This is a genomic window from Novosphingobium sp. PP1Y (assembly GCF_000253255.1).
Lineage (GTDB): Bacteria > Pseudomonadota > Alphaproteobacteria > Sphingomonadales > Sphingomonadaceae > Novosphingobium.
The window spans coordinates 756,325-782,150 of sequence record NC_015580.1 but is presented as its reverse complement, the minus strand read 5'-3'; the positions used below and the strand labels follow the sequence as shown (position 1 = coordinate 782,150).

Sequence of the window (25,826 nt, the reverse complement as noted above, 5' to 3'; positions counted from 1 at the left end):
TTTGCAACCCTTTGGAGTCTGCCTGATGTATCAATATGTCGATCGCCCCCTGAGCGCCCTCGATGAAGGCAGCCGCTTCCTCGTCTGGTCGATGCGCGCATGGGTCACGGCCATCGCCAGCAAGCGCTGCCCGGCGCAGACCCTGGCCCCGGCTTTCGCGCGCTAGCGGATGATCGGCGGGCTCCAGCCCTTCCACCGCGCCATGTTGCTGTTCAATCGCGATGCGCTGGAGACGTTCGCCTTCTGCCCGCTGCCCTGCGAGCATGTATCCGAGCACGAAGCGCTGATTCTCAAACTCGTGACCTCGTTGCGCGATCGCGGCCCCGGTGCGACTCGGGATACGCTGGACCTGCTCGTGCTCGAGGATAGCGTTGGCGACGTGCTCGAAACGCTCTCGAAGCTCGGCGCGGCGCTCGCGTTGGCCGGGATCTTCCCGCAGGAGCCAGCCACCCTGCACACACCCCGTTCCTTGTGAACGGGTAGCACGCCGCTGGCCTAGGCAGGCAGGAAAGGCGCCTGAGCGAAAACCAGCCCGATCAGCGCACCCACCTGCAGGGCGGCAATGACGGACAGGCGCCATGAGAACGGCTGCTTGCGGGTCTTGTGCCGGAATGCCCAGCGCGCCGCAAAAGCAGCTGGACTGCCGCCCAGCAGCGCCATCAGCAGTAGATCGAATTCAGGCACGCGCCGCCCACCCTTGCGGGCCCGCACCTTGTCGAAGCCGAAGCTGGCGAACGTCACGAAGTTGATAAGCAGCAACCATGCGGCGCCCGCCACGATCCATTCCATGGTGCGTGAAAGCTCAGTCCAGCGGGGCGACGTCGACGGAAAAGTGCATGCTCTGCTGCGCCCCGCCACGGAACGTCCCGTCGAGCGGCGCGACATCGCCATAGTCGCGCCCCATGCCGATGAAGATGTGGTCGGTATCCGCCAACATCGCGTTGGTCGGGTCGAATCCGACCCAGCCCAGGTCCTCCCCGCACCACAGGTTGACCCAGGCATGCATGGCATCGGCCCCGACCAGCCGCGCCTGCCCCGGCGGCGGAATCGTGCGCAGGTAGCCGCTCACATAGGCGGCGGGTATGCCGTGCGCCCGCGCGGCGATGATCATGATGTGGCTGAAGTCCTGGCAGACCCCGTGGCGATTGTTGAACGCCTCGATCGGCGGCGTGTCGGTTGCCGTGGCCTTGGCATCGTAGGCGAACTGCTGGTGGATGGTGTCCATCAGCATGCGCCCCGCTTCCATCACCGGCATCGTTTCGGTCAGGAACCCGCTCGCCCACAAGGCAATGTCACGCTCGGGCGCGGCGATCGGCGAGGCATAGATGTACGAGGCCGGACCCAGCGGCGAAAGGTCGGGCAGCTTCATCGCGGTTTCGCGGATCTCCGCCAGATCGGGGCCCGGCGCCCCGGTCACGAAGAAGGGAAGCGATTCCTTCTCGACCGTGAAACGGCTCTCGATCTGCAGGTGACGGATCGGCTGCCGCAGCGTGAAGCGCGATTCGTTTATGTAATAGCCGCCGTCGCTGTCGACGATCTGGGCCGGCTGCGGATCGACGCTCAGGGTAAAATCGCCCACCGCCTGTCCCGGCCACGCCGCCGGACGCAGCCGCACGTTGAACTGCGCAAGACTGACCGGCGCTGCGTAATCCAGCGTCGTGATATGACTGACGGAATAGCGCATTACAAAAGTCGCGTTCGCTTCTCTGCCTCGTCGCGATCGAATTGCAGGAAATAGCGCACGGAGATGGCATCGGAAAGCTCAAGCAGGCGCGATTCGATGTCGGCCAGCCGATCCGAGGTCATGTCCTGCGCCGCCGCGGCCTGAAGTTCGCCGAAAAGCGCCCGCGCCGCGCGCAAGGGCGGCTCGGGCAGATTGTCGTCGCTGACGCTTGGCAAGGCTTCGAGATGAGCGACGATCTCGGCCACCTGGAAGACAAGCGCGCGCGGATTGTCGGGGTCGAGCAGGACGAGGTCGCGCACCGGATTGATCATCGGCTGCGAGAGATAGCGCGAGCCGTAGATGATCTGGCTGTCGCACAAGTCCAGCAAGGCGCCCAGCACCTCACTGTCATCCTCGTCGCGCACCAGGCAGTTGACCGTGCGGCACAGCGCCTGCGCGCGCTCAAGCCGCTTGCCGATCTCGAGGAAACGCCAGGCAGCGCTGCGCACCATGTTTTCCGAAACGAGCCCGGCCAGCGCGCTGAAATGTTCGGTCAGCCAGCGCACCGTCGAAAGCATGCTCTGCGGCCTGCGCATGTCGACCATCGGCATCGGCCGGCTGACGATGCGCCAGAAGTCACGCGCAAAGCGCTCGCGCAGGGAAAGGCCCACTTCCTGGCGGCGATGCAGCAGGGCGGCGGCACTGCCCGGTTCGGCGGCATCGGACAGTGCGGCGGCGCAGATGGCCGCGGCGGGCTGGCCGGACGTCTTCGGCGCGATTGCCCCGCGCGCGACGAGCATCCCGATCAGGCCCTGCAGCACGTTGCCCTGCGCAGATAGGCTGCCGTCGATCTCCACCGAACTGTCGAGGATGGTGCGCACGATCCGCACCGTCATTTCCGCCCGCTCGTTGTACCGTCCGAACCAGAACAGATTGTCCGCCGCCTGCGATGCCAGGATACCGCCACCGCGCGATATCGGCGGCTCCTCGTAGAGCATAGCGCGCGAATGCGCCTCCATCGGCCTGTCGTCGACGATCCAGACATCGGCGGAGAGGTCGCCCGCGCCCATCAGCGTCGTCGGCAACCCGTTCGAGGAGGACAGGCGCGCAAAGCCGCCGGGCATGACCGTCCAGCTGCCGTCGGCAGTCCGGGCCACGAAGGCGCGTACCGTGAAGGGGCGCGGCACGATCTCGCCGTCGATGACTGCGGGCGTGGTGGACAGGTGAACGATTTCCTGGCCGCAATAGTCCATCGGCCGCCGCCACAGCGCCTCGAGCAGGGCCGTGCGTTGCCTGTCATTGAGCGAACGCCCTTCCACCGCGCGCCGCGAGGGCAGGCCCTCCACCCGCTGGCCGAAGGCCGGGAGCAGCGTCAGCTCGTCGAGCCGGGCGGCGACCGCCGAGCTTTCCGCCGCCTGCCCGCACCACCAGGTGGCGATATTGGGCAGCAGCGGCTCCTGGCCCAGCAGCACCCGGCACAGGCGCGGCATGAAGGCGGCGAAGGCTGGGGACTCGAGGACTTCCGTGCCCGGCCAGTTGACCATTTCCACGCCGCCCGCGTCCCAGGCGTCGTAGAGGTTGGCCACACCGATCTGCGACTTGGCATCGAAAGTCAGCGGATCGAGCGAATTGGTATTCATCCATCGCCAGACCGCATCGACGCGCTTTGGCCCGGCGATGGTGCCGACGTAGAGCCGCTGGTCCAGCACCGAGAGATCGCGCCCTTCGACCAGCGGAAAACCGAGGTAGCGGGCAAGGTGGGCCTGCTCCGCGTAAGTCTGGTTGAAGCGCCCTGGCGTCAGCAGGGCGACGCGCGGTTGATCGCGGTTGCAGGCCGCAGCCATCCCCTCACGCATGTGAACGAAGAATTCGGTCAGGCGGCGAACGCGCGTCTCGACCATCAGGTTGTCGGTCGTGCGCCCCATCGCCAGCCGGTTCTCGAGCGCATAGCCCACGCCGCTGGCAATGCGCACCCGGTCGTTGAGGATGCGCCACTGCCCCTTGGGCCCACGGGCAAGATCGGCGGAATAGACATGGATGAAGCGGCCCTGCCGGGGCTTCATCGCCATCATCTTGCGGGCGAAGAAGGGGCTGCCGGCAATCACGCCAGCGGGCAGATGGCCCTCCTTGACCAGCCGCTGCGAGCCATAGATGTCGGCAGCGAGCTGCTCCATCAGCGTGGCCCGCTGGACGAGGCCGCGCTCGACCTTGGCCCATTCGTCGGCAGCGATGATCAGCGGCATGACGTTGAGCGGCCAGGCCCGTTCATCCTCATCGCCGGTTACGCGGAACGTGACGCCAAGGTCAGCCGCATGACGGGCCGCTGCATCCTGCAGGGAGGAAGGATCGCCATCTGCCTTGCTGGCCAGGCTTTCTACCACGGCCTTCCAGCGCGCGGCCATGGGCTCGGTCGCATCGCGGAACAGATCGCCGCGGGATGCCTCGGCAGGATATTCGTCAAGCCAGCCGGGCGGCCTCTCCCTGGCCTCGCTGGGTGGACTAGATGACACGCGGCGGTCGCCTCAGGTCCAGCGAATAGGGGAATTCCCCCGGAGACTCCTCGGGTGGCATCGGCTGGGGGCCCGGAGAATGGCCATGGTCCTGGAAGCGCGCCTTGCGGCGGGCTTCGGCCTCGTAGCCATTGACCGGAACGCTATCGTAATTGCGTCCCCCGGGATGCGCGACGTGATAGACGCAGCCGCCCAGCGAGCGGTTGTTCCACAAGTCGAGGATGTCGAAAGTCAGCGGCGCATGGGCGGCCATCATCGGGTGCAGGCACTCCGCAGGGGCCCAAGCCTTGTAGCGCACGCCGCCCACGCCTTCGCCCGAGGCGGTCATCGTCAGCGGTACGCGGCGCCCGTTGCACGAGATGACGTGGCGGCCGGGAACGAGTCCGGTGGCCTTGACCTGCAGGCGCTCGGTCGAACTGTCGACATAGCGCACCGTCCCGCCGATCGCGCCGGTTTCCCCAAGCACGTTCCACGGCTCGAGAGCGTGGCTGATCTCCAGCGTCACGCCCCCGCCCTCGACTTCACCGTGAACCGGGAAGCGGAACATGCGCTGGGCCTCGAACCAGGCCGGATCGAAATTGTAGCCGGCCTGTGCAAGGTCATCGAGCACGTCGAGGAAGTCGGCCCAGACGAAATGGCCCAGCATGAAGCGGTCGTGCAGCTGGGTTCCCCAGCGCACCAGCGAGCCATCGAGCGGCTGCTTCCAGAACCACGCCGTCAGCGCGCGCAGGAGGAGCTGCTGCGCCAGCGACATGCGCGCGTCTGGCGGCATCTCGAAGCCGCGGAACTCGACAAGGCCAAGCCGTCCGGTCGGACCATCGGGCGAGAACATCTTGTCGATGCAGATCTCGGTGCGGTGCGTATTGCCGGTCACGTCGACCAGCAGGTTGCGAAACAGCCGATCGACCACCCAGGGCGCGGGCTGCTCCCGATCCGGGCCGGGCACCTGGGCCAGCGCAATCTCCAACTCGTAGAGCGCATCGTGGCGCGCCTCGTCGATGCGCGGAGCCTGGCTCGTGGGGCCGATGAACAGGCCGGAAAACAGGTAGCTGAGCGACGGGTGGCGCTGCCAGTAGGTAACGAAGCTCTTGAGCAGGTCCGGACGGCGGATGAAGGGGCTGTCCAGCAGGCTCGGCCCGCCCAGCACGATATGGTTGCCCCCGCCGGTGCCGATGGAGCGGCCATCGACCATGAACTTGTCGGCGGTCAGGCCCACTTCCCGGGCGCAGTCGTAAAGCGTCTCGGTGATCTCCACCGTTTCGCGCCACGATGCCGAGGGATGAATGTTCACTTCGATGACGCCCGGGTCCGGCGTGACCTTGAGCACCTGCAGGCGCGGGTCGGGCGGCGGCGCATAGCCTTCGATGCGCACCGGCAGGCCTTTCTCCTCGGCCACCACCTCGATCGCGGCGACAAGTTCGAGATAGTCCTCCAGCCGCTCGGTCGGCGGGATGAAGACGGCCAGGTAGTCCCCTCGCGGCTCCACGGTCATGGCCGTGCGCACCGCGCCGTCGATGATCTCCTGCTCGACGATCGCCTGCGCCTGCGGCCCATCGGCGCTGGCGACGCGCTCGGCCCGCTGGCTTTCGCGCGAAGCGGGGCGGTCGCCGCCGGCAGCGCCCACTTCACGCATGTCCTGCCCCTTGGCGACCACTTGCGCGCGGAAATCGGCCAGCGGCTCACGCGGCTCGGCCGTGTCGCGCGGGTGGATATAGGGATAGTCCGAGGGCGGCACGAACGGCAGCGCGCCGAGCGGCAGGCGATAGCCGATCGCGGAATCGCCCGGCACGGCCGTCAGCAGGCCCTTGCGCACTTTCCAGCGTTCGCTTTTCCAGCGCGGGATCGACTGATCGGCCGAATTCCAGCGCTGCACCGGCAGGACATAACCGACCGGCTTGGTCAGACCGCGCCGATAGGTCCGCCTGAAGCGGCGCGCCAGCTCCTCGTCGTCGATCCTGGGCTCGAGCGGCGTGACGTTGACCGGCAGGTCCTGCTCCCGCTCGTTCCAGGCGGGAATGTCCTCGAAGACGGGCTGGACGAAATCGTCCTCCAGCCCCAGCCCCCGTGCCGTCTCGCGCAGCAGGGTTTCCGCGGCGGAAACATCCATCGTCGGCACCGGATCGGGATCGCCGCCCTTTTCCAACGGGCTTTCGGCCGCGATCAGCGACTGGTCCTTCCAGATCGGCACGCCGTCCTTGCGCCAGTAGATCGAGAATCCCCAACGCGGCAGGCTTTCGCCCGGGTACCACTTGCCCTGCCCGTGGTGCAGCAGCGATCCGGGCGCGAATTTCTCACGAAGGAGACGGATCAGCTTGTCGGCATAGACCGCCTTGGTCGGGCCGACCGCACCGCCGTTCCATTCGTCCGCCTCGAAGTCGGTGGCGGCGATGAATGTCGGCTCGCCGCCCATCGTCAGGTTGACGCCGCCGGCTTCGAGGTCGGCATCGACCTTGTCGCCCAGTTCGAGCAGCGCGTCCCAGCGTTCGTCGGTGAAGGGCTTGGTGATACGCACTGCCTCGGCAATGCGGCTGACGTCCATCTCGAAATGGAAGTCGACTTCCGCCGGCTCCGCCATGCCCTCGATCGGGGTTGCCGAGCGATAGTGCGGGGTCGCGCACAGTGGGATGTGCCCTTCGCCCGCGAACATGCCCGAAGTGGCGTCGAGCGCGATCCACCCGGCCCCGGGCACATAGGCCTCGGCCCAGGCATGCAGGTCGGTCACATCCTCAAGAACGCCCTTGGGGCCTTCCTTGGGAATGACATCGGCGACAAGCTGGATCGAGTAGCCGGAGACGAAACGCGCCGCGAAGCCGAGGCGGCGCAGCAGCTGGACCAGCAGCCAGGCCGAATCGCGGCATGAGCCGGTGCCCACCTGCAAGGTTTCCTCCGGCGTCATGACACCCGATTCCATCCGGATGACGTAGTTGATCCGCTCCTGCAGCTTGCGGTTGATCTCGACCAGGAAGTCGACCGTGCGCCCCTGGTAGTTCGCATGGCTGGCGACCAGTTGCTCGAACAGCGGACCCTGCGGCTCGGTTTCGAAATAGGCGGAAAGATCCGCCTGCATCGCCTCGGAATAAGCGAAGGGATATTCCTCAGCGTCCGGTTCGACGAAGAAATCGAAGGGATTGATGACGGCCAGTTCGGCCAGCAGGTCCACCTCGATCGAGAAGTGATCGACCGGATCGGGAAAGACGACCCGCGCCAGCCAGTTGCCGTGCGGATCCTGCTGCCAGTTGAGGAAATGTTCGGGCGGACTGATCTTGAGCGAATAGTTCGGCACCTGCGTGCGACTGTGCGGCGCCGGCCTCAGCCGGATCACCTGAGGGCCGAGATGCACCCGCCGCGAGTAGCGGTAGCGCGTGAGATGGTGCAGTGCCGCTTTGATCATCGACGCAACATTGCGGCAAACCATGTTGCACTGCAACGATGTTCGGTGTTCAATGGCAGATAACGGGCAGGTTTTCGCGCCAAGTGACGCAATTGCCGCAGAACTGTCATCATGGCATGCTTCTGGACTGCCAGTCAGTACGGGATGAACAAGGAAAACATGCTTCAGGCAAGCGAATCGGTCGAAATCTCGGAAAGCTGCGACAATTCGAAGCTGGCGACTTTGCCTGCGCGTTACTTCAACCGCGAACTAAGCTGGCTGGCCTTCAACGAGCGCGTCCTCGCCGAAGCGACGAACCGCAACTATCCGCTGCTGGAACGGCTGCGCTTCCTCTCGATCTCGGGCAGCAACCTCGACGAATTCCTGATGGTGCGCGTCGCCGGCATCGCCGGCCAGGTCCGCCGCCAGATCGAGGAAATCTCCATCGACGGCGCCACGCCGTCACAGGCGCTCTCCGCGATCCACGAAAAAGTGCTGCAGCTGGAAACGGTCCAGCAGGAAGCGTGGAGCGAACTCAAGCGCCTGCTGGGCGATGCCGGTGTGCGCGTGATCGGCGACGAGCCGCTCGACAAGGCGGGCGAGGCCTGGCTGACCGACTACTTCCTCGAACATATCATGGCGGTGATCACGCCGCAGGCGATCGACCCCGCGCATCCCTTCCCCTTCGTCGCCAACCAGGGGATCGGCGTGCTGTTCTCGCTGACCCGCGAGGCCGACGATTCCCCGGTGATGGAGATGGTGCTGATCCCCTCCTCGCTGCCGCGCTTCGTGCGCATTCCCGGCGAGGAAGCGGCCTGGATCTCGATCGAGGACCTGATCTGCCGCAACACCGACCAGATCTTCCCGGGCTTTACCGTCAACGGCCACGGCGTGTTCCGCATCCTGCGCGACAGCGACATCGAGATCGAGGAAGATGCCGAGGATCTGGTGCGCTATTACCGTACCGCCATCCAGCGCCGGCGCCGCGGCATCGTCATCGTCCTGCAACTGCAGGGCAAGTTCGATCCGGCCGCAGAGGACCTCTTGCGCAACCAGCTCGGCCTTGACCGCGCGCTGATCATGAAGACCGAGGGAATCATCGGCTTCTCCGGTCTGTCGGCTATCTGCGACGAAGACCGACCCGAGCTGAAGTTCGAACCCTATTCCCCGCGCTATCCCGAACGCATTCTCGAACATGACGGTGACATCTTCGCCGCCATTCGCGAGAAGGACATCGTCATCCAGCACCCCTACGAAAGCTTCGAAGTGGTGATCGACTTCCTGCGCCAGGCCGCGCAGGACCCCGACGTCGTGGCGATCAAGCAGACGCTCTACCGTGCGGGCAAGCAGTCGGCGATCATCTCGGCGCTCATCGCCGCGGCCGAGGCCGGCAAGTCGGTTACCGCCGTCGTCGAGCTCAAGGCCCGCTTCGACGAGGAGCAGAACCTGCTGTGGGCCAGCCAGCTGGAACGCGCCGGGGTCCAGGTGATCTATGGCTTCGTCGACTGGAAGACCCACGCCAAGGTCTCGATGGTCGTGCGCCGCGAAGGCGAAGGGCATCGCACCTACTGCCATTTCGGCACCGGCAACTACCACCCGATCACCGCGCGCATCTATACCGACCTGTCCTATTTCACCGCCGATCCGGCTGCGGGGCGCGATGCGGTGCGCCTGTTCAACTTCATCACCGGCTATGTCGAGCCCAAGACCACCGAGGTGCTTGCGATATCGCCGATCTCGCTGCGTGCGAGGCTCTACGCATGCATCGATGCCGAAATTGCCAATGCCACCGCAGGCAAGCCGGCCGCGATCTGGGCGAAGATGAACTCGCTGACCGACCCCGAACTGATCGACCGGCTCTACGACGCCAGCCAGGCGGGCGTGGAGATCATGCTGGTGGTGCGCGGCATCTGCTGCCTGCGCCCCGGCATTCCCGGTATTTCCGAACACATCATGGTCAAGTCGGTGATCGGTCGCTTCCTTGAGCACGTGCGGATCTGGGCCTTCGCCAACGGCGCGGAAATGCCCAACCGCAAGGCCCACGTCTTCATCACTTCTGCCGACGGCATGAGCCGCAATCTCGACCGCCGCGTCGAGGTCATGGTGCCCATGCGCAACAAGACCGTTCACGACCAGGTGCTCGACCAGGTCATGCTGGCCAACCTGCTCGACACCGAGCAAAGCTGGATGCTTGAACCCGACGGGCACTACGAAAGGGTCGGCGAAAGCGACAACCCCTTCAATCTCCATCGCTATTTCATGACCAATCCGTCGCTGTCAGGACGCGGTGCATCGATTGCCAGTGGACGAAAGGTACCAAAGCTCTCGCTTCGACGCGGTAATATCTGACATACGGGCCCCTGAACCCGGGGCCATGCGATTCGTCCAGTCAGAATGAACAGCATCAGCCACACAAGCGAGAAGCGCGCGATCATCGACATCGGGTCGAATACCGTGCGTCTGGTGGTCTATAACGGCCCGGCGCGCGCACCCGTCGTGATTCTCAACGAAAAGGTCAATGCCCGCCTCGGCAAGGACATGGGCAAGACCGGGGCGATCTCCGAAAAGTCGATGCGCACGGCGCTGTCCGCGCTCGCCCGCTTCGCCGAGCTGCTCCGGCTGATGCAGGTGGACAACATCGAATGCGTTGCCACGGCGGCCGCGCGCGATGCTTCCAATGGCCCTGAATTCCTGGCCGAAGTGCGCAGCTACGGGCTCTCGCCGCGCCTGCTTTCGGGCGACGAGGAAGCGCGCACGAGTGCGACCGGCGTGATCGCGGCCTTCCCCGGCGCGAAGGGCATCGCAGCCGACCTCGGGGGCGGCAGCCTGGAACTTGTGGAGATCGACGGCGAGGTCCTGCCTGGCGGCATCACCCTGCCCTTCGGCACCCTGCGCCTACCCGACCTGCGCGCAGCGGGACCGGACAGCTTTGCCGAAACCGTGCGCTCCGCCCTTGCCGAGCGCGGATGGAAACGGGGCAAGGATCAGCCGCTCTACATCGTCGGCGGGTCGTGGCGCGCGCTCGCCCTGCAGGCGATGCGCGAGATCGACTGGCCGCTCGACGATCCCCACGATTTCGAGATCTCGGCCCAGGAAGCGCTCAAGCTGTGCCGCAAGTTCGAAAAAGGCAAGCTCGAGAAAGCCGACCCGCGCATTACCAATTCGCGCATGGCAACCCTCCCCGATGCGGCGGCCCTGCTGGCCCAGCTCATCGACGAGACCGCGCCCTCGCGCCTGATTTTCTCCTCGTGGGGCCTGCGCGAAGGGCTGCTGTTCCAGCACCTGCCGGACGAGATGAAGGCCCAGGACCCGATGCTGGCGAGCGTGAGCGGCTTTGCCCGCAGCGCTTTCGCCTCGCCCAAGGCCGCCGCGGCCGTGACCGCGTGGACCGCGCAGGTTTGCGAGGACGCCCCCGGCGAAGGCAATCTGCGCAAGGCTTCCACCCTGCTCGCGCTGGCGGCCATGCGTACCGAGCCCAACATGCGCACCGAGGAAGCCATGACCTGGGCGCTGCGCAAGCGCTGGATCGGCCTCGACAAGCGCGGGCGCGCCATGATGGCCATGACCGTCTTTGCCAATTCGGGCCTGACCGAAATTCCCGAGCAGTTCTGCAAGCTCGCCGACCGCAGCGACCTCGACCGCGGCATCACCTGGGGCCTTGCCGTGCGCCTGTGCCGCCGCCTCACCGGCTGCACGCCGCTGGCGTTGGAACACAGCTCGCTCACCCTCGAAGGGGGCCGCCTCGTGCTCTCGCTCGATGAAACGGTACAGGCACTCTACAGCGCCGGAATCGGCAAAGACCTGCGCGCGCTGGCCGAATGGCTCAAGCTGGAATGGAGCGTCATGGTTTGCGGTCGCAACGAGACGCAGGCGCTCGCCGCGAGCTGAGATACCGGCAGGTCAGAGACGGATCACGACCGGCACCGGCCGCGAAATTCAATGCACCAGCGTCTGGCTCTCGGCGATCATGCTGATGCCGCGCTTGCCTTCGCGCCGGTCGAGCTGGACAACGATGTCGATCACCGAAGCTGCATATTCCAGCGTCTCGGCGCGGGTCAGGCCGATGCCGGTCTGCATCGACATCAGCGCGATCTGCTCCAGCGCACCGCGCGGCGAATTGGCGTGGACGGTCGAAAACGAACCGGGGTGGCCGGTGTTGATCGCGCGCAGGAAGCTCACCGTCTCGTTGCCGCGCAGTTCGCCCAGGACGATGCGGTCCGGGCGCAGGCGCAGCGCGGCCTGCAGCAGGTCGTTGGCCGAGACCTTGGCCTCGCCCAGTTCGCCCTTCACCGCAATCAGGCCCACGCCGTTCGCGCCGGGCAGGCGCAGTTCCGCGGTATCCTCGACGAGGACGACGCGTTCATGCGCGGGAATTTCGGACAGCATGGCGTTGAGGAAGGTCGTCTTGCCGGTCGAGGTTCCGCCCGAAATCAGGATCGTGCGGCGGCGACGGATCGCTTCGCGCAGGAACGCGATCGGCTGGCCCAGCGGATCGGGCATCGCTTCTTCGACAGGGGCCGGGATCGGCCCGCGATCGTAGGCGTCGAGCGGCAGTTCCAGCAGGCGATGGCGACGGATCGCCAGTGCCCAGTTGGCACGCGTGGCCGGCGGCCCGACGAGCTGGATGCGCGCGCCGCTCTGCCCGCCATAGGCCGGGAGCGTCGCGGAAAGCAGCGGGTGTTCGCGGTTGATGCCCTGATGGCTGATGCGCGCCACCTGCTCTGCAAGGCGCTGCAGCAGCCGGCTGTCCATTTCCGGCAGGGCAATGCGCTGCATGCCCGGATGGGCAGCGTCTTCCACCCAGACTTCGCCCGGTCGGTTGACGAGAATCTCGGTCACCGTCTCGCGGTCGAGCCAGTGGCGCAGCGGCGCAAGATAAGCGTCGAGATAGACGCTGCGCGGCAATTGCGGATCGAGTTCGGCCTCGAACTCAGACACGGGCGCCGCGCGGTCCGGCTGCAGGGGAAGGACGTCTGCCATGATGGATCACTGGACCTCGCTGAAGTCGAGGTCCTTGGCGGTGAAGACGCGGATCGGCTCGCCCTGGCGCACGCGGATCGTCGGGCCGATGGTCGCGCCCGACTGCACGGCGCTGGCCGCTGCGGACTGGCCGCCGGAGATCACCACGCCGGTTCCACCCGAAGCAATCGTCGTCAGTCCGCCGACCACCGAGAGCAGCATCGCCGAACCGAAGCGTTCGAAAAAGTGGCTGTTCACCTTGCCCGGCAGGCCGGTTTCGCCGCCGAAGGAAATCGCAGGCGATCCCAGGTTCACCGAAACGCCATCGGGACGGATCAGGCGGCTCCAGATCACGTAGGCGCGCTTCTGACCTGCGGACAAGCCGCTCTTGTACTGGCCGATCAGGCGCGAGGAACGGGGCACGAGGACGTGCTTGCCATCGAAGCTGCGCACGTCGGTCGAGACGATGGCGCGCACGTAGCCGGGCACGTCGGTATCGATGGCGGTTTCCAGCACTGCCGGGATCAGCGTGCCCTGCGTGACCGTGGTCGAGGGATCGAACGAGCGCGCGGCTGCCGCGGTCGTGCCGGTCCCGCCGACGCGGGCGGCGAAATCGTCGTTGGCATTGCCGGTGCCCTTGCCATCGGCCGGGCCGGCAACCGGTGCCGCGGCGCCCGAGCCGCTGGAATCGAAGACGACGGTCGGACTGGCGTAGGGATTGGATGCCGTAGCGGCGCCCGGGTTGACCGCAGGCGGCGCAGCGAGAACCGGTTGCGGCGCCGGGGCAGGCTGCGGCGCGGGCATCGCCGGGGCCGGCCTTTGCGCGGTCTGAGCCGGGGCCGCAGCCGGAACCTCATTGGGATTGACGGCCGGCGCGGGCGCCTGCTGCGGTGCACCGTTGCGCGCCGCGTCCATGGTCCACAGCGTCACGCCGCCCAGCGCCGCGACGATCAGGACACCGGCGGCAAGTCCGAAGCCGTCGCCCTTCTTGCGCTGGCTGACCTGCGGCAGGACATTGCGGGTCGCCAGGTCGATGACCTGTGCGCCCTCGCCTTCGCGCGGGTCGTCCTGGGCTGCATTGTCGAAGCGTTCGCGCAGGGAAGAATTGGGCGCCATGTCTCAGTTCCCCTTCGAAGACGCCGCGGTCGAGCCGGCGTCGGGCGTGTTTGCGGCCACCGCCGCGCTGGTGCGGACTTCACCGGTGCGTTCCAGTTCGGCCGTGGCCTTGCCGGAGCGCAGGATGATCAGGCTGGGCACTTCGGCCAGGACGATGGTCGACCCGCGCACCGCATAGTTGACCGGGCCTTCATCGCCTTTCTCGTTCTTGATCAGGATGGCCGGAACGGACGTGCGCTCGGGCCAGAGCAGGTAGGTCTGCTCGCCATCGTCATAGACGCGTGTCGGCTGCAGCCTGGCCGAGCCGGTGCGCTTCCACGAGAAGTTCAGGGCCGCCGGATCGGCGGGCAGCGCCATGGGGTCGCCCTCGGCCAGCGCGCGCTCGGCGGGCTGTAGGCCCTCAAGCCCCTCGCTGCCCGGGACCGGTGCATCCTGCGGTTCGTCCTTGTAGGTGAAGCGCAGCATGTAGAGCGGCTTCGCGCGGGGCGCAGCGACGAGGTCGAAGAAATAGGTGTGGCGATTGGTCACCACGGTCATGTTGGTACGCGCGCTGGCCTCCAACGGCTTCACGAAGAGCAGGTCTGCACGCTTGTTCGGCGTGATCTGCCACTTCTGCGAATCCCCGACCGCGACGTTCTCGATCGCCTCGTTCTTGCCGAAAGCGATCGTCGCCTGCACCCCGGCCTTGCCGTCGATGAGCACGACTTCGTTTTCGTCATAAGGATGATCGACCAGCCGCGGGTCCTCGGCCATGGCCGGTGTGGCGAGGGCCAGCAGGACGGGCGCGAGCGCTGCGGGGGCCAACAGTGCGGAGGCGAGGCCCCGTGCCTTGTGGCGGATCATCGAATCTTCTCCTTTGCCGGCATCCGGCCGGTATCGTTTGATGCGCTGCGAAAGCGGCTGCCGATGCCGCGCGCCCGCGCGTCCCTGCTCGGGCCGACCGGCTCGACACCGCCGCCCGTCACTTGCGTCACGACGGTGCGGCGATCGCCCGAGCGGCCCGCTTCGGAGCCGCCGCCGTGCGCGGATTCGTGCATGGCCGCAGCGCTTGCGGCCGAAACCGCCGGGGTACGGCTTTGCGCCGGAAGCAGCGGCGCGGCGGGTGCAGGCGCGGCATAGGTCTGCGCGGCGGCGTACCCGGCGTCGGCCCGCGACTTGCCCGAAGAGCCCGCTCCGGCCAGGCCAAAGACATTCCAGCCCGAGACCAGCGTTCCGGCAACCTTGAGCACCATGCCCATGAGCGCCATGTGCACGGCGGCGACGAGGAACAGCGCCATGGCTGCCCGGCCATCGATCTCGCCGAGCTGCGCACCCTGCACCAGCTTGGCGACGATAGGCACCAGCAGTTCGAGCGAAATACCCCCGCCCAGCACCACGAAGAGAGGCGTGACCGCGGTCAGCACGACCCCGCGCAGCCAGCCCGCCGTCAATCCGCGGGTGCCGCCGAACAGCGCCATGACAACGAAGATCGGGCCCAGCGCCAGCAGCACCGCCAGTGCGATGCGCGCGGTCAGCAGGATACCGACGGTACCGAGCAGCAGGATCAGCGCGCCCAGCCACATCACGCTGGTCGGGGTGAACATGCCTCCTTGCGCGGCGGCCTGCGCCTGCGCGCCGCCTTCACTGCCCGCGCCATTGCTGACATTTTGCGATGCCTCGCCGATGGCCTGGAAGACGATGTCGATACGGTCGCCGAAGATCTGCGTCGCCGAACCCTTGGCCCCCATCAGGATCGAGGCGATCCAGTCGGGCCCGCCGATGGCGAGGTTCCACACGACGTTCTGGTAGGCGATCCAGCTCGTCGCGAAAGTCAGCACCAGACCGAGCGTGAGCATCCGCGGCGTCAGCGCCGAGATGCCGAGCGTGGAACGGCCGGTGATGAGCGAAAAGGCGAAGAAGGCGATGTAGAGCGTGAGCAGGATCGTCAGCACCGGCGCAAGTGCGCCGTCTGCACCGAACAGGCGGGCGAAGGCCGAGGAAATCGTCTCGCCGGCCATGCAGTCGACCGCGCGCAATGCCGGTGCGACGCCGGCCGAAGCCACTTCCGCGAGTTGCTGACAGGTGCCGCTCATCGCCCGCTCACTCGGCCGCCTGGATCCAGGCGGCTCCATCCTCGGCGTCGCCCGGCCAGGTCATCCCGGTCAGTACCGGGTACCATGCGGCCGGATCGTCGCCATAGCGCTCACGCAAGGTGTCGAGCTTGCGCACCGTGCTCTCGCGACCTGACAGGACGGTCAGAACCTCGGGCATTCCCGCAAGGTCGAGCCGGACCACGACCGAGGCATCGGACTGGCGGATCAGGAAGCAGCGCGAATGCGCGGGCAGCGTGCGGATCACGTCGAGTTCGTGCTGGGTCAGGCCGAAGCCTTCGCAGTAGTCCTCGGCGCGCGCGCGCGCATTGGGCATGAATATCATCGTCGCGGTCTGCTCGACCAGCGCCGTGGCAATCTTGCTGTCGAGCGCATCGCGCGCGGACTGGGTCGCAAAACCGACCAGCGCGTTGCGCTTGCGCAGGGTCTTGAGCCAGTCACGGATGCGCGCGGCGAAGACCTCGTCGTCGAGCGCCTTCCAGCCCTCGTCGATCAGGATCATCGTCGGTTCGCCGTCGAGGCGTTCTTCGATCCGGTGGAACAGGTACATCATCACCGGCGTGCGCAGGCGCGGGCTTTCCAGCAGCGCAGTCATGTCGAAGCCCAGCACGCGGGCCGAAAGGTCGAGCCGGTCGTACTGGTTATCGAACAGCCAGCCATGCTCGCCCCCGCCGATCCAGGCATCGAGCCGCGACGCGAGGTCCCCCGGCTGCGGACGGCGCGAACCGGCCAGCAACTCGCGGAAATACGAGAGGCGGCGCAGGCTCGGATCGTTGGCATAGGCGGCATCGACCGCGCCGGCGATCGTCGCCAGTTCCTCGGGGCCGTTGGCCGAAAGCAGGACGCCGAGCCAATCGCGCAGGAAAGCGCGGTTGGTGGCGGTGTCGGGCAGCGAGAGCGGGTTGAACCCGGTCGGATGCCCGGCGGCGACGCGGCTGTAAGTGCCGCCGATGCCGCGCAGGAAGACTTCGGCGCCGCGGTCCTTGTCGAACAGGATCGTGCGCGGCGCGAACTTCTGCGCCTGGGCGGCGAGGAAGTTCATGACTACCGTCTTGCCGGAACCCGACGGACCGATGACAGTGAAGTTACCGAGGTCGCCCTGGTGGAAGTTGAAGAAGAACGGCGTCGAGCTGGTGGTCGACAGCAGCGTCACTGCATCGCCCCAGTGATTGCCGCTCGCCTGGCCCATCGCAAAGCCGTGCAGGCTGCCGAAACAGGCCATGTTGGCGCTGGAAATCAGCGCGCGGCGGACGATGAAGCCCTCGTTTCCGGGAAGCTGGCCCCAGAAGGCGGGCTCCAGATTGACTTCCTCGCGTACGGCGACGGCACCGGCATCGGCCAACGAGGCCGCACACATCGCGGTCACTTCGTCGAGCCCTTCCAGCGAATCGGCACGCACCAACACCGAGAGGTGATGATCGCCGAAACCGACCGCACCGGTGCCGAGCGAATCGCGGGCGCTCGCCATTTCGCGGCGCTCGGCCATCGCTTCTTCGTCCGCCGAACGCAGGCGGCGGATCGCAAGATCGATGCGTTCACGCGCGATCTGGCGGTCGCAAGGCGCATATGTCTCGGTCAGGACCAGCTCGCAGGGCAGGCGCAGCAAGGCGTCAGTCAGTCCCGGAGCGGTCGAATCGGGATAGTCCTTGAGGCTGACGACCGAGGCGAACGAGGCATTCGAAGCCCCGCGCAGTTCCAGCGCGTCCATGCCGAAGTTGATCCGGCGATAGGGCAGCATATGGCCGATATCCGTGCCCTCGGCAGGGCGGCGTACGGGCCGCATCTCGCCGTTGTAGAGCGCCGAAAGCAGTTCGAGGACCTCGGAGCACTGGCCCTTGGCGGTGTCGTAGTCGCCCAGCATGCGCGCGCCGTAGGAGCCGAGCGAGGCGACCATCGCACTGGCGGCGGCACGCAGCGAGCGCACGTCAGCGGGATCGGCCTCGACCGCCTCGCCGCCCTTGCGCTTCATCATGCGGGACAGCTTGTCGGCCCAGCCCGCCTTGCCGCGCGCGGGGCGGCGGACAAGGGTAATGAACTGGTCGTTCACGAACAGCGCGCCCGAACCGGTGCGGGCCCGCCAGCGCGAATCGATGTGCGCCGCAAGCGGATCGTCGAAGTGACCTTCCAGCTCGATCTCGACCCGGCGGCGGATCACGTGGTGGTACAGCACGAAACGCGCATCGAGCGAGGAACGCAGCAGCACTTCACGGGTGGCGACGTGGGCGTTCAGCTCGTCGGTATCGGCAGTTTCGAACGCGAGGCCCGGGACCATCAGCGACAGCATCACCGAACCGTCGCGCAGCAGCACGACGTTCTCGTCCACCAGCGCCTGGTAGGGCAGCCGGTCGCCGACAAGGGCTTCCTTGCCGGCCCAGCCCTTCAGGCCCGGGATCGCGCGTCGCGACTTCGTCTTTGGCGCCATGTCTGTACTCCCCACCCCCGAATCGATCTCAGGGTGCGTAACTGTTGCAACCCCAGCGCTGCCAGTTGGCAACGCGCGGGCACTTGCTCACTTTGGCGATCCAGAGGTCGAATACCCGGGGTTCGCGCAAGCATGCGAGGTATCCGACCCCATGGATCGCGAGCGCTGCAGGCAGCGCCCAGAAGCTCTTGGTGATGAGGAAGATCTCCGTCGTCACCGCAGCGTTGATGATGAAGAAGCTGTATGTCACCCCGGCGAACATCTGCGGCCGGGTGAGCGCGCGATGGACGGGATAGCGGGCCAGGCTCATCAGCCGCGCCCTCAGCCCGCCGCCGACTGGATGCCGGAAACGATCGCACCGGCGCCGAACAGGACGAAGCAGCCGATGATGACGGTCGCGCCGAAGCGCCAGTTCATGCGGCCGGTCAGCATCATGAAGCCGACGGCCGCCACCGCCATGACCGCGACCGCGGTCGCGACATTGCCGAGCAGCGTGCCCTGCAGCCAGCCCAGCGCGGCGACGATCGGGCCGCTGCCGGCCGGATCCTGCGTCGTCACGGTCTGCGCACTGGCCAGGTTCGGCGTCAGCGCCATGCCCATGGCCGCGAGGAACGCGGCGAAAGCCTTGGAAATTCCGCTAAAAGTGCGGGTGCGAATGATAGAATCTCGAATCACCATGCCCTCCGTGTGAGGGCCAAGTGCGCCACCATGATGACAAGTGTGTGACGATGAGACGGCTAAAGAGACAGTCATATTGCAATCGCCAGTCACTGTTTCAGGTACGTAGCAAAGGCCGCCGGCCCTCCCCGACGGCCCCACTATACTGGCGACCATTATTATAAAGTGTTACCCGAAAGGCCAGCGTGCGATTGCCGGTTGTCGACCGGGGCGCGGCCCCGGCCCTGAAATCAGGATTTGGAGGCGATCAGCGCACCGCCAGGGTCTGGCCGGTGGCGATGCCCTTCATGGCCGTGCGGGCGGCCCAGCGCGAATCCATCCAGGAGCCGTCCGCCAGTTCGAGATCGTAGCGCTCCGGGCTGGCCGCCGCGGCCTTGTAGCTGACCATGGCCTGCTGGGCCATGCCGACGCGGGCATAGGCGGTCCCCAGATTGATCAGGGCCGCAGGATCGTTCGATTGCGCAGCGCCCATGCGCTGCAGCTTGGCGATGGCCTCTTCATTCTTCCCGGCCGCCAGCTCCTCATAAGCGACATCGACTTCGTCCTGGGGACGAACTTCGAGCGTCAGCGAAAAGGCCGACTGCCCCATGAGGACACTTGCGACGAGTATGGATAGCGACATGCAACTCTCCCGGACATTCTTGCGATGAGTGCATCTTCTGCGGAAAAACCCGCTACCTCAAGAAAATGACGGGACTGTCATAAAACTGCAATCTGGCTGTGAATCGCCCCGATAAGGGCGAGTCGCAAGCCATGGTCCGGTCGATATCGAATAACGGTCATATTCCCGTCACATAAGTGCATATTTCTGTCATTGGATCGCCAACAAACTGTCACCCCCTCATCCTAAACGGCCCCTCAACGAAGGCGGATTCGCCGCTTCGTCCGACCTGAAAAACGGGGGAACTCACGTGAAGAAAATTTCTGGTCTGCTGCTGGTTGGCTGCAGCGCACTTGCTCTTGCCGGTTGCGGCGCCGACGACATCTCGTCGCCGGGTGCTGGCGGCATCACGATCAACAACCCGACGCCCGCTCCGACCCCGACCCCGACTTCGGGCACCGGCACCGTCGTCGCGGCTGACAGCTGCCCCACCTTCAACGCCACCGGCGGCCTGACCGACAGCGGCACGATCTCCGGCCCCGAAGGTTCGTGGCGCGTGTGCACCCTTCCCGCCCTGGTCGACGTCAGCTCGAGCCTGCCCAAGGTCGCCGGCGTCGTCTATCGCCTGAACGGCCGCGTCGACGTCGGCTGCGACGGCGGCTTCTCGGCCCCGACTTCGGGTTCGCCCTTCACCACCACCACTGCCAGCTGCAACGGCCGTTCGCTGACCGCCGACACCGACGTCACCCTGACGATCGATCCGGGCGTCATCATCTACGGTGAAAACGGTTCGGAAGCCGCCTGGCTCGCCGTCAACCGCGGCAACAAGATCAATGCCGTCGGCACGGCCTCGCAGCCGATCATCTTCACCAGCCGCCAGAACGTCGTCGGCACCAACGACGACAGCTCGCAGGGCCAGTGGGGCGGCGTCGTGCTGCTCGGCCGCGGCATCGTGACCGACTGCAACTACGGCTCGACCGCCGCGAAGACCTGTGAGCGCGACACCGAAGGCGCGGTCAACAAGGCCGTCTTCGGCGGTCAGGACAACGCCTACAACGCCGGCACCATGAAGTACGTCCAGATCCGCTACTCGGGCTATGTCCTGAGCAACGGCAAGGAACTGCAGTCGCTGACCGCCGAAGGCGTCGGCTCGGGCACCACGCTCGACTACTTCCAGTCGGTCAACAGCTCGGACGACGGTGCCGAATTCTTCGGCGGCAAAGTCCAGTTCAAGCACTACATCTCGGTCAACGCCGACGATGACAGCCTCGACCTCGACACCGGCCTGGAAGGCTACTTCCAGTATGTCATGCTGCTGCAGCGTGACGGCGGCGGCGACGCGCTGATGGAAATCGACTCGAACGGTGCCGAAACCGACACCCCGCGTCAGAAGACCGTCATCGCCAACTTCACCGGCGTCCAGCCCAGCTCGAGCTCGAACAACGAATCGAACGACCAGGCTTCGGTACTGATCCGCGGCAACTCGGACATCACCTGGGTCAACGGCATCATCAACACGCCGAACAACGAGTGTCTGCGCCTGAACGGCTCGGGCACCACCCCGGCGACGCTGAAGGCCTACTCGACCGTCATGTCCTGCGGTTCGACCAAGTACATCGACAGCGGCACGAACGCTTCGGGCTACTCGGCTTCGCAGTTCGCTTCGGGCACCAACCTGAACGAAGATGCCTTCACCTCGACGCTTTCGAGCACCTTCGTCAACGGCACCAACGAAGCCGGCGTGGCCGGTTACGCCGACATCAAGACGCTCTCGAGCTTCTTCGATGCAGTCACCTACATCGGCGCCGTGAAGGACTCGAGCGACACCTGGTACAAGGGTTGGACCTGCGACAACGCGACCGCCAACTTCGGTTCGGGTGAAAGCTGCACGGCTCTGCCGACCACCTGATCCGGCCGCCCATAACTGACGACAAGGGGGGCGGTCCGAATTCGGCCGTCCCCCTCTTCGCATAAATACTTGTTCCAGGGGGACATCAAATGACCAAGCCGCGGCTTGTTTCGCTGCTGCTGCTTTCCACCGCGATGCTGACGCCTGCCATGGCTTCGGCTCAGGAAAGTGCCACGACCAGCAATGACGCCAACAGCGCATCGAACGATCAGGCAGACACTTCCACCCAGGAGGAAGACGCGCCGGACGTATCGCTGCCCGGCGGCGCGATCATCGTCACCGGCCAACGCGATCGCAACATCCAGCGCATCGCCCCGCAGGTCATTTCGGTGCTCTCCACCCAGGAAATCGCACGCACCGGTGAAGGCGACATCGCCGGCGCCCTTGGCCGCGTGACCGGCCTCAGCGTCGTCGGCAACGGCTACGTCTACGTACGCGGCCTTGGCGACCGTTATTCGCTCGCCCTGCTCAACGGCTCGCCGCTGCCCAGCCCCGAACCGCTCAAGCGCGTCGTGCCGCTGGACCTGTTCCCGACCAGCATCGTGGCCTCGTCGCTCGTCCAGAAGAGCTACTCGGTCAATTTTCCCGGCGAGTTCGGCGGCGGTGTCATCAACCTCACCACCAAGGCCATCCCGACCGAGACCTTCCTCACGGTCAGCGGCGGCCTCGGCTGGGATACCGAGACCACCAACAAGCTCAGCTACAGCTACTATGGCAGCAAGACCGACTGGACGGGCTGGGACAACGGCAACCGTTCCATTCCCAAGTCGCTGCAGAGCTATTTCAACAGCAATACCGTCATCGATCCCACCGGTGACCTCGCCAAGCAGCTTGGCGGAATTCTGGTCAATGGCCGCAATGCCGTCATCCAGAAGGACACCAAGACCCAGCCGAACTTCTCGGGCGGGATAACCGGCGGCACCGCGATCGAACTCGGCGACGCCACGCTTGGCGTGATCGCCGCCGCCAGCTACTCGAACACGACGCAGACCAAGGACATTATCCGTCAGCGCGCGCAGGGCACCACGGCAGAACCGAGCCAGCTGTTCGAGAACTTCAACGCAGTCAACACCGACAACCGCATCGTCGGCAACGGCCTGCTCGGCCTTGGCCTCGAATGGGGCGAGAACAAGATCCGCTGGACCAACGTCTACATCCACGACACGGTCAAGCACACCAGCCTGAGCCTGGGCAAGCGCGAGAACAACATCCAGGCCGACTACATGAACCAGACGACGGCCTGGTACGAACGTCAGCTGATCGACACCCAGTTCGTCGGCGAGTTCAAGCCGGCAGACGACACCTCGATCGACGTGCGCGCCGGCTACGCGAACTCCAAGCGCCTCGCGCCCTTCGAGATCGAGGCCGAGTACCTGCGCACCAACGTCGATAGCGACAACTACGGGCAGTACTTCGTCAACCGCCTGGGCAACGGCAACCAGGACCCGACGACGATCACCTTCTCGCGCCTGAACGAAGACGTCTGGTCCGCCGGCGTCGATCTTTCGCATACCTTCAGCCCCGGCTGGACCGGCAGCGTCGGCTATGCCTACCAGATCAATTCGCGCACCAACACGCGGCGTTCCTTCGCGATCTACGCGAACGGCGACCAGACGCAGATCTCCAACTTCGGCCTGCTTCGCCTCGACGTCCTGCTGCAGCCGGGCACCTGGTACCTGCAGGACTTCGGCGTGAACTATGGCCTGGAGCTGCGCGAGCCCGAAGCCAGCACCGCCCAGTTCGATTCCCGCCTGCTCAACCACGCCTTTTACGGCAAGCTCGAAGGCGCCCTGACCGACCAACTTTCCTTCGATCTGGGCGTGCGCTGGGAATATGCCAAGGAATCGACCATCCTGCGCCCGATCGGAGCCGATCCGAGCAAGGCCACCGATCTCAAGAACGAGTACTTCCTGCCGGCCCTGACGCTCACCTACGAGATCAATCCGAGCATGCAGGTGCGTCTCAACGGTTCGAAGACGATTGCCCGCCCGCAGTTCCGCGAACTGCTGTACCAACCGTACTTCGACCCCGACACGAACCGCACCTATCAGGGCAACCCGTTCCTCGAGGACAGCAAGCTGACCAACATCGAAGGCCGTTACGAATGGTACTTCGATCGCGACCAGCGCATGTCGGTGGGCGCCTTCTACAAGAAGATCGACAAGCCGATCGAATCCTTCCTGACCGGTTCGGAAACCTTCATCACGTCCTACGCCAACGCACCGACCGCCGATCTTTACGGCGCCGAGCTGGAGCTGCAGAAGTACTTCTACCTGGATAGCCTGGGCGGCAAGTTCTTCGAAACGCGCAGGCTGATGCTCATGGGCAACTACACCTACACGAAGTCGAAGCTGAAGGTCAGCGACAGCGACGTCGTACGCATCTACGGCGCCGGCACCGGCACGTCGCTCGCCACCGACTACTTCGTCGACGGCGCCCCGCTGACCGGCCAGTCCGAACACATCGCCAACCTGCAGATCGGCCTGGAAGACACCGACAGCCTTTCGCAGCAGACGATCCTGTTCAACTACGCCAGCAAGCGCGCGGTCAGCCGCGGCCTTGCGAACTCGGGCCAGCCGGACATCTTCGAATATCCGGGCCTGACCATCGACGTGGTCCTTCGCCAGGGCTTCATGGTCGGCGGCAAGGAAGTCGAGCTGAAGCTCGAAGGCCGCAACCTGACCGGCCGGAAGCACGAGGAATACCAGTCCTTCGTCGACGGCCGGGTGGACTACAACACCTACATGGTGGGCCGCACCTTCTCGGCTTCGGCCTCGTTCAAGTTCTGACCCGAGGATCCTGATCCTCACTGGGAAGGTCCCTGCCCTTCCTACGGCAACCTCGGGGCCCGGTCGCTCATGCGATCGGGCCCCTTTTTCTGCGCCTTGCAAAGCGGTCGGCGAGCGGTTAGACGCGCCCCGTCATCTGGGGAGTAGCCAGCTGGCGTCCGTGCAAGCGGACCGTCAGTGCCCTGTCGTCAACATACTTGGTCGAGAGACCATGGCGCACAGGAGAACGGGCAACCGTTCGGGCGAGACCAATGGCGTTGCAGCTCCGCTCGGCCGGGCGGGTTCTGCCACGCTATTGTCTTGTCTGTCGCCCGGCCCGGAGAAAACCTTGGAAGCCCTGCTCACATCGACAGCCGTCGTCGCCCTCGCCGAGATCGGCGACAAGACGCAGTTGCTCGCGATCGTCCTGGCCACCCGGTTCAAGCGTCCCTGGCCCATCGTTGCCGGTATCTTCGTGGCAACGCTGGCCAACCACTTCCTGGCCGCGCTGGTCGGCGAACAGGCTGCCGCGTTCCTCGACGGCCTGTGGTTCCGCTACCTGGTGGCCGCCAGCTTCATCCTGATGGCCGCCTGGACGCTGATCCCCGACACGTTCGACGAGGACGAGGAAGCCAGGCCCAGCCGCTTCGGTCCTTTCGTGGCCACCACGATAGCCTTCTTCATCGTCGAGATGGGCGACAAGACGCAGCTCGCCACGATCGCGCTGGGCGCCCGCTTCCAGAGCGTCCTGCCGGTCATGAGCGGGACCACCATCGGCATGATGATAGCCAACGTGCCGGCGGTGTTCCTGGGGCACGAGATCATCAAGCGGGTACCGCTCAATGTCGTGCGCACGGTGGCCGCGCTGCTGTTCCTGGTGATCGGCCTGTGGCTGCTGGCGCAGACGGCGGGCTGGCTCGGCTGAGCCTCAGAGCGTATCGAAGACGTAGCCGAGCGAGCGCACCGTGCGCAAAGGATTGCCTGCGCCCACGCCCTTGAGGGCCCGGCGCAGGCGCCCGATCCAGACATCGACGGTGCGTTCGTCCACCGGCGGTTCCTGCTTGCCCAGCGCGGCGATGAGCTGCGTGCGGGTGAAGACCCGGCCGGGATGCTCGATGAAGTAACGCAGCAGGCGCAGTTCGTTGGGCATCAGCGAGATCGGCTTGCCCTGCCAGCGGGCCTGGAATGCGGCAAGATCGACGGTCAGGTCCCCTTGCGCGACAATCCGGATTCCGGCGCTGTCCTGTTCGCTCAGGCTCGCGCCCAGAACCCGGTCGAGCAGCGCATTGCGGGTGAGCGGGCCGACCATGTAGTCGTCCGCGCCCATGCGCAGCGCGCGCTTGCGGTCCTCGACGTTGTCTTCCTCAAGCACGATGGTGACATGCGCGTGCGAGGTGATCGCATCTGCACGCAGCCGCCGGCACAGCTCCAGACCCGACATCTCGGGCAGGACCCAGTCGATGAAGATCCAGAGCGCGCCTTCGATCAGCGGCAGTTCGGCAAAATCGGTCCAGCGATGCAGGACGACCTCGAAGTCGTCGTGCCGGAAAGGCGCCAGCCCTCCGGTCAGTTCGCTTGCCAATAGAATGTCGATGCGCCGCATTGCCCCCTGCCTTGTCAATACGTTGGGGTTAGTGCCGCTCTAGTGTGACGAACGGGTGACATATCGATGACAAGCGCGTGAAAACTGGCGCTGTCATCAAACTGACCCGCAACCGTCACGCCCGCGCAACCGGAAAA

The 25,826-nt window shown here is 65.7% G+C and carries 20 protein-coding genes; 7 read left to right on the top strand and 13 right to left on the bottom strand.

Annotation, left to right across the window (positions count from 1 at the left end; translation table 11 throughout):
* Nucleotides 1-25 precede the first annotated feature (25 nt).
* Both PP1Y_RS26345 and PP1Y_RS09780 read left to right on the top strand, forming a co-directional pair.
* Nucleotides 26-166 carry a hypothetical protein gene (locus tag PP1Y_RS26345; RefSeq protein WP_232512598.1) on the top strand — a complete coding sequence of 47 codons (141 nt, stop codon included), beginning with the start codon at nt 26-28 and terminating at the stop codon, nt 164-166.
* A gap of 3 nt (nt 167-169) precedes the next feature.
* Nucleotides 170-475, top strand: a complete 306-nt coding sequence (locus PP1Y_RS09780) for a hypothetical protein (protein WP_013832086.1) — start codon at nt 170-172, stop codon at nt 473-475.
* A gap of 20 nt (nt 476-495) precedes the next feature.
* Here the strand turns inward: PP1Y_RS09780 and PP1Y_RS09775 are convergent, their stop codons facing one another.
* The 4 genes from PP1Y_RS09775 to PP1Y_RS09760 are packed head-to-tail and all read right to left on the bottom strand — an operon-like array spanning nt 496 to nt 7,564.
* A complete protein-coding gene (locus PP1Y_RS09775) occupies nt 496-789 on the bottom strand; it encodes a DUF1294 domain-containing protein (protein WP_007012083.1) in 294 nt (97 codons plus the stop codon).
* A gap of 13 nt (nt 790-802) precedes the next feature.
* A complete protein-coding gene (locus PP1Y_RS09770; RefSeq protein WP_013832085.1) occupies nt 803-1,684 on the bottom strand; it encodes a transglutaminase family protein in 882 nt (293 codons plus the stop codon).
* Nucleotides 1,684-4,173, bottom strand: coding sequence for a circularly permuted type 2 ATP-grasp protein (locus PP1Y_RS09765; RefSeq protein ID WP_041558737.1), 2,490 nt, complete (start codon nt 4,171-4,173; stop codon nt 1,684-1,686). Before PP1Y_RS09765 ends, PP1Y_RS09770 begins: the two co-directional genes overlap by 1 nt.
* The gene (locus PP1Y_RS09760; RefSeq protein ID WP_013832083.1) at nt 4,163-7,564 is read right to left on the bottom strand and encodes a DUF2126 domain-containing protein; all 3,402 of its coding nucleotides are present in this window, start codon (nt 7,562-7,564) and stop codon (nt 4,163-4,165) included. Before PP1Y_RS09760 ends, PP1Y_RS09765 begins: the two co-directional genes overlap by 11 nt.
* Nucleotides 7,565-7,708: 144 nt before the next feature.
* Between PP1Y_RS09760 and PP1Y_RS09755 the strand changes: the two genes are divergently transcribed.
* Complete coding sequence (locus PP1Y_RS09755) at nt 7,709-9,892, top strand: RNA degradosome polyphosphate kinase (RefSeq protein ID WP_013832082.1); 2,184 nt, start codon at nt 7,709-7,711, stop codon at nt 9,890-9,892.
* A 45-nt stretch (nt 9,893-9,937) separates the two neighbouring features.
* Nucleotides 9,938-11,431 (top strand): Ppx/GppA family phosphatase, encoded by a 1,494-nt coding sequence (locus tag PP1Y_RS09750; RefSeq protein WP_013832081.1) that lies wholly within the window; start codon nt 9,938-9,940, stop codon nt 11,429-11,431.
* A 48-nt stretch (nt 11,432-11,479) separates the two neighbouring features.
* Here PP1Y_RS09750 and virB11 read toward each other — a convergent pair whose 3' ends face one another.
* From virB11 to PP1Y_RS09710, 8 genes are all read right to left on the bottom strand, one after another.
* Complete coding sequence (gene virB11 / locus PP1Y_RS09745) at nt 11,480-12,523, bottom strand: P-type DNA transfer ATPase VirB11 (RefSeq protein ID WP_013832080.1); 1,044 nt, start codon at nt 12,521-12,523, stop codon at nt 11,480-11,482.
* Between the two features lie 6 nt (nt 12,524-12,529).
* The gene (locus tag PP1Y_RS09740) at nt 12,530-13,618 is read right to left on the bottom strand and encodes a TrbI/VirB10 family protein (RefSeq protein WP_041558736.1); all 1,089 of its coding nucleotides are present in this window, start codon (nt 13,616-13,618) and stop codon (nt 12,530-12,532) included.
* Nucleotides 13,619-13,621: 3 nt separating this feature from the next.
* On the bottom strand, nt 13,622-14,461 hold the full coding sequence (locus PP1Y_RS09735; protein WP_041558735.1) for a TrbG/VirB9 family P-type conjugative transfer protein: 840 nt from the start codon (nt 14,459-14,461) through the stop codon (nt 13,622-13,624).
* Nucleotides 14,458-15,690, bottom strand: a complete 1,233-nt coding sequence (locus PP1Y_RS09730) for a type IV secretion system protein (protein ID WP_013832077.1) — start codon at nt 15,688-15,690, stop codon at nt 14,458-14,460. The genes PP1Y_RS09735 and PP1Y_RS09730 overlap by 4 nt, the downstream gene beginning before the upstream one ends.
* 7 nt (nt 15,691-15,697) lie before the next feature.
* Nucleotides 15,698-18,130 (bottom strand): VirB4 family type IV secretion/conjugal transfer ATPase, encoded by a 2,433-nt coding sequence (locus tag PP1Y_RS09725; protein WP_007012093.1) that lies wholly within the window; start codon nt 18,128-18,130, stop codon nt 15,698-15,700.
* Nucleotides 18,131-18,158: 28 nt separating this feature from the next.
* Nucleotides 18,159-18,440, bottom strand: coding sequence for a type IV secretion system protein VirB3 (locus PP1Y_RS09720; protein WP_007012094.1), 282 nt, complete (start codon nt 18,438-18,440; stop codon nt 18,159-18,161).
* 11 nt (nt 18,441-18,451) lie between these two features.
* The gene (locus tag PP1Y_RS09715) at nt 18,452-18,808 is read right to left on the bottom strand and encodes a TrbC/VirB2 family protein (protein WP_007012095.1); all 357 of its coding nucleotides are present in this window, start codon (nt 18,806-18,808) and stop codon (nt 18,452-18,454) included.
* 247 nt (nt 18,809-19,055) lie between these two features.
* A complete protein-coding gene (locus PP1Y_RS09710) occupies nt 19,056-19,430 on the bottom strand; it encodes a hypothetical protein (RefSeq protein WP_013832076.1) in 375 nt (124 codons plus the stop codon).
* A 289-nt stretch (nt 19,431-19,719) separates the two neighbouring features.
* On the opposite strand from PP1Y_RS09710, the gene PP1Y_RS09705 reads away from it, so the two are divergent.
* From PP1Y_RS09705 to PP1Y_RS09695, 3 genes are all read left to right on the top strand, one after another.
* The gene (locus PP1Y_RS09705) at nt 19,720-21,318 is read left to right on the top strand and encodes a hypothetical protein (RefSeq protein WP_013832075.1); all 1,599 of its coding nucleotides are present in this window, start codon (nt 19,720-19,722) and stop codon (nt 21,316-21,318) included.
* Between the two features lie 89 nt (nt 21,319-21,407).
* Nucleotides 21,408-24,107 (top strand): TonB-dependent receptor domain-containing protein, encoded by a 2,700-nt coding sequence (locus PP1Y_RS09700; protein ID WP_041558734.1) that lies wholly within the window; start codon nt 21,408-21,410, stop codon nt 24,105-24,107.
* 328 nt (nt 24,108-24,435) lie between these two features.
* Entirely contained in the window at nt 24,436-25,011 is a 576-nt protein-coding gene (locus PP1Y_RS09695) for a TMEM165/GDT1 family protein (protein WP_041558733.1), read from the top strand.
* Nucleotides 25,012-25,014: 3 nt separating this feature from the next.
* On the opposite strand, the gene PP1Y_RS09690 is transcribed toward PP1Y_RS09695, so the two are convergent.
* Nucleotides 25,015-25,689, bottom strand: a complete 675-nt coding sequence (locus PP1Y_RS09690; RefSeq protein ID WP_013832072.1) for a response regulator transcription factor — start codon at nt 25,687-25,689, stop codon at nt 25,015-25,017.
* Nucleotides 25,690-25,826 lie beyond the last annotated feature (137 nt).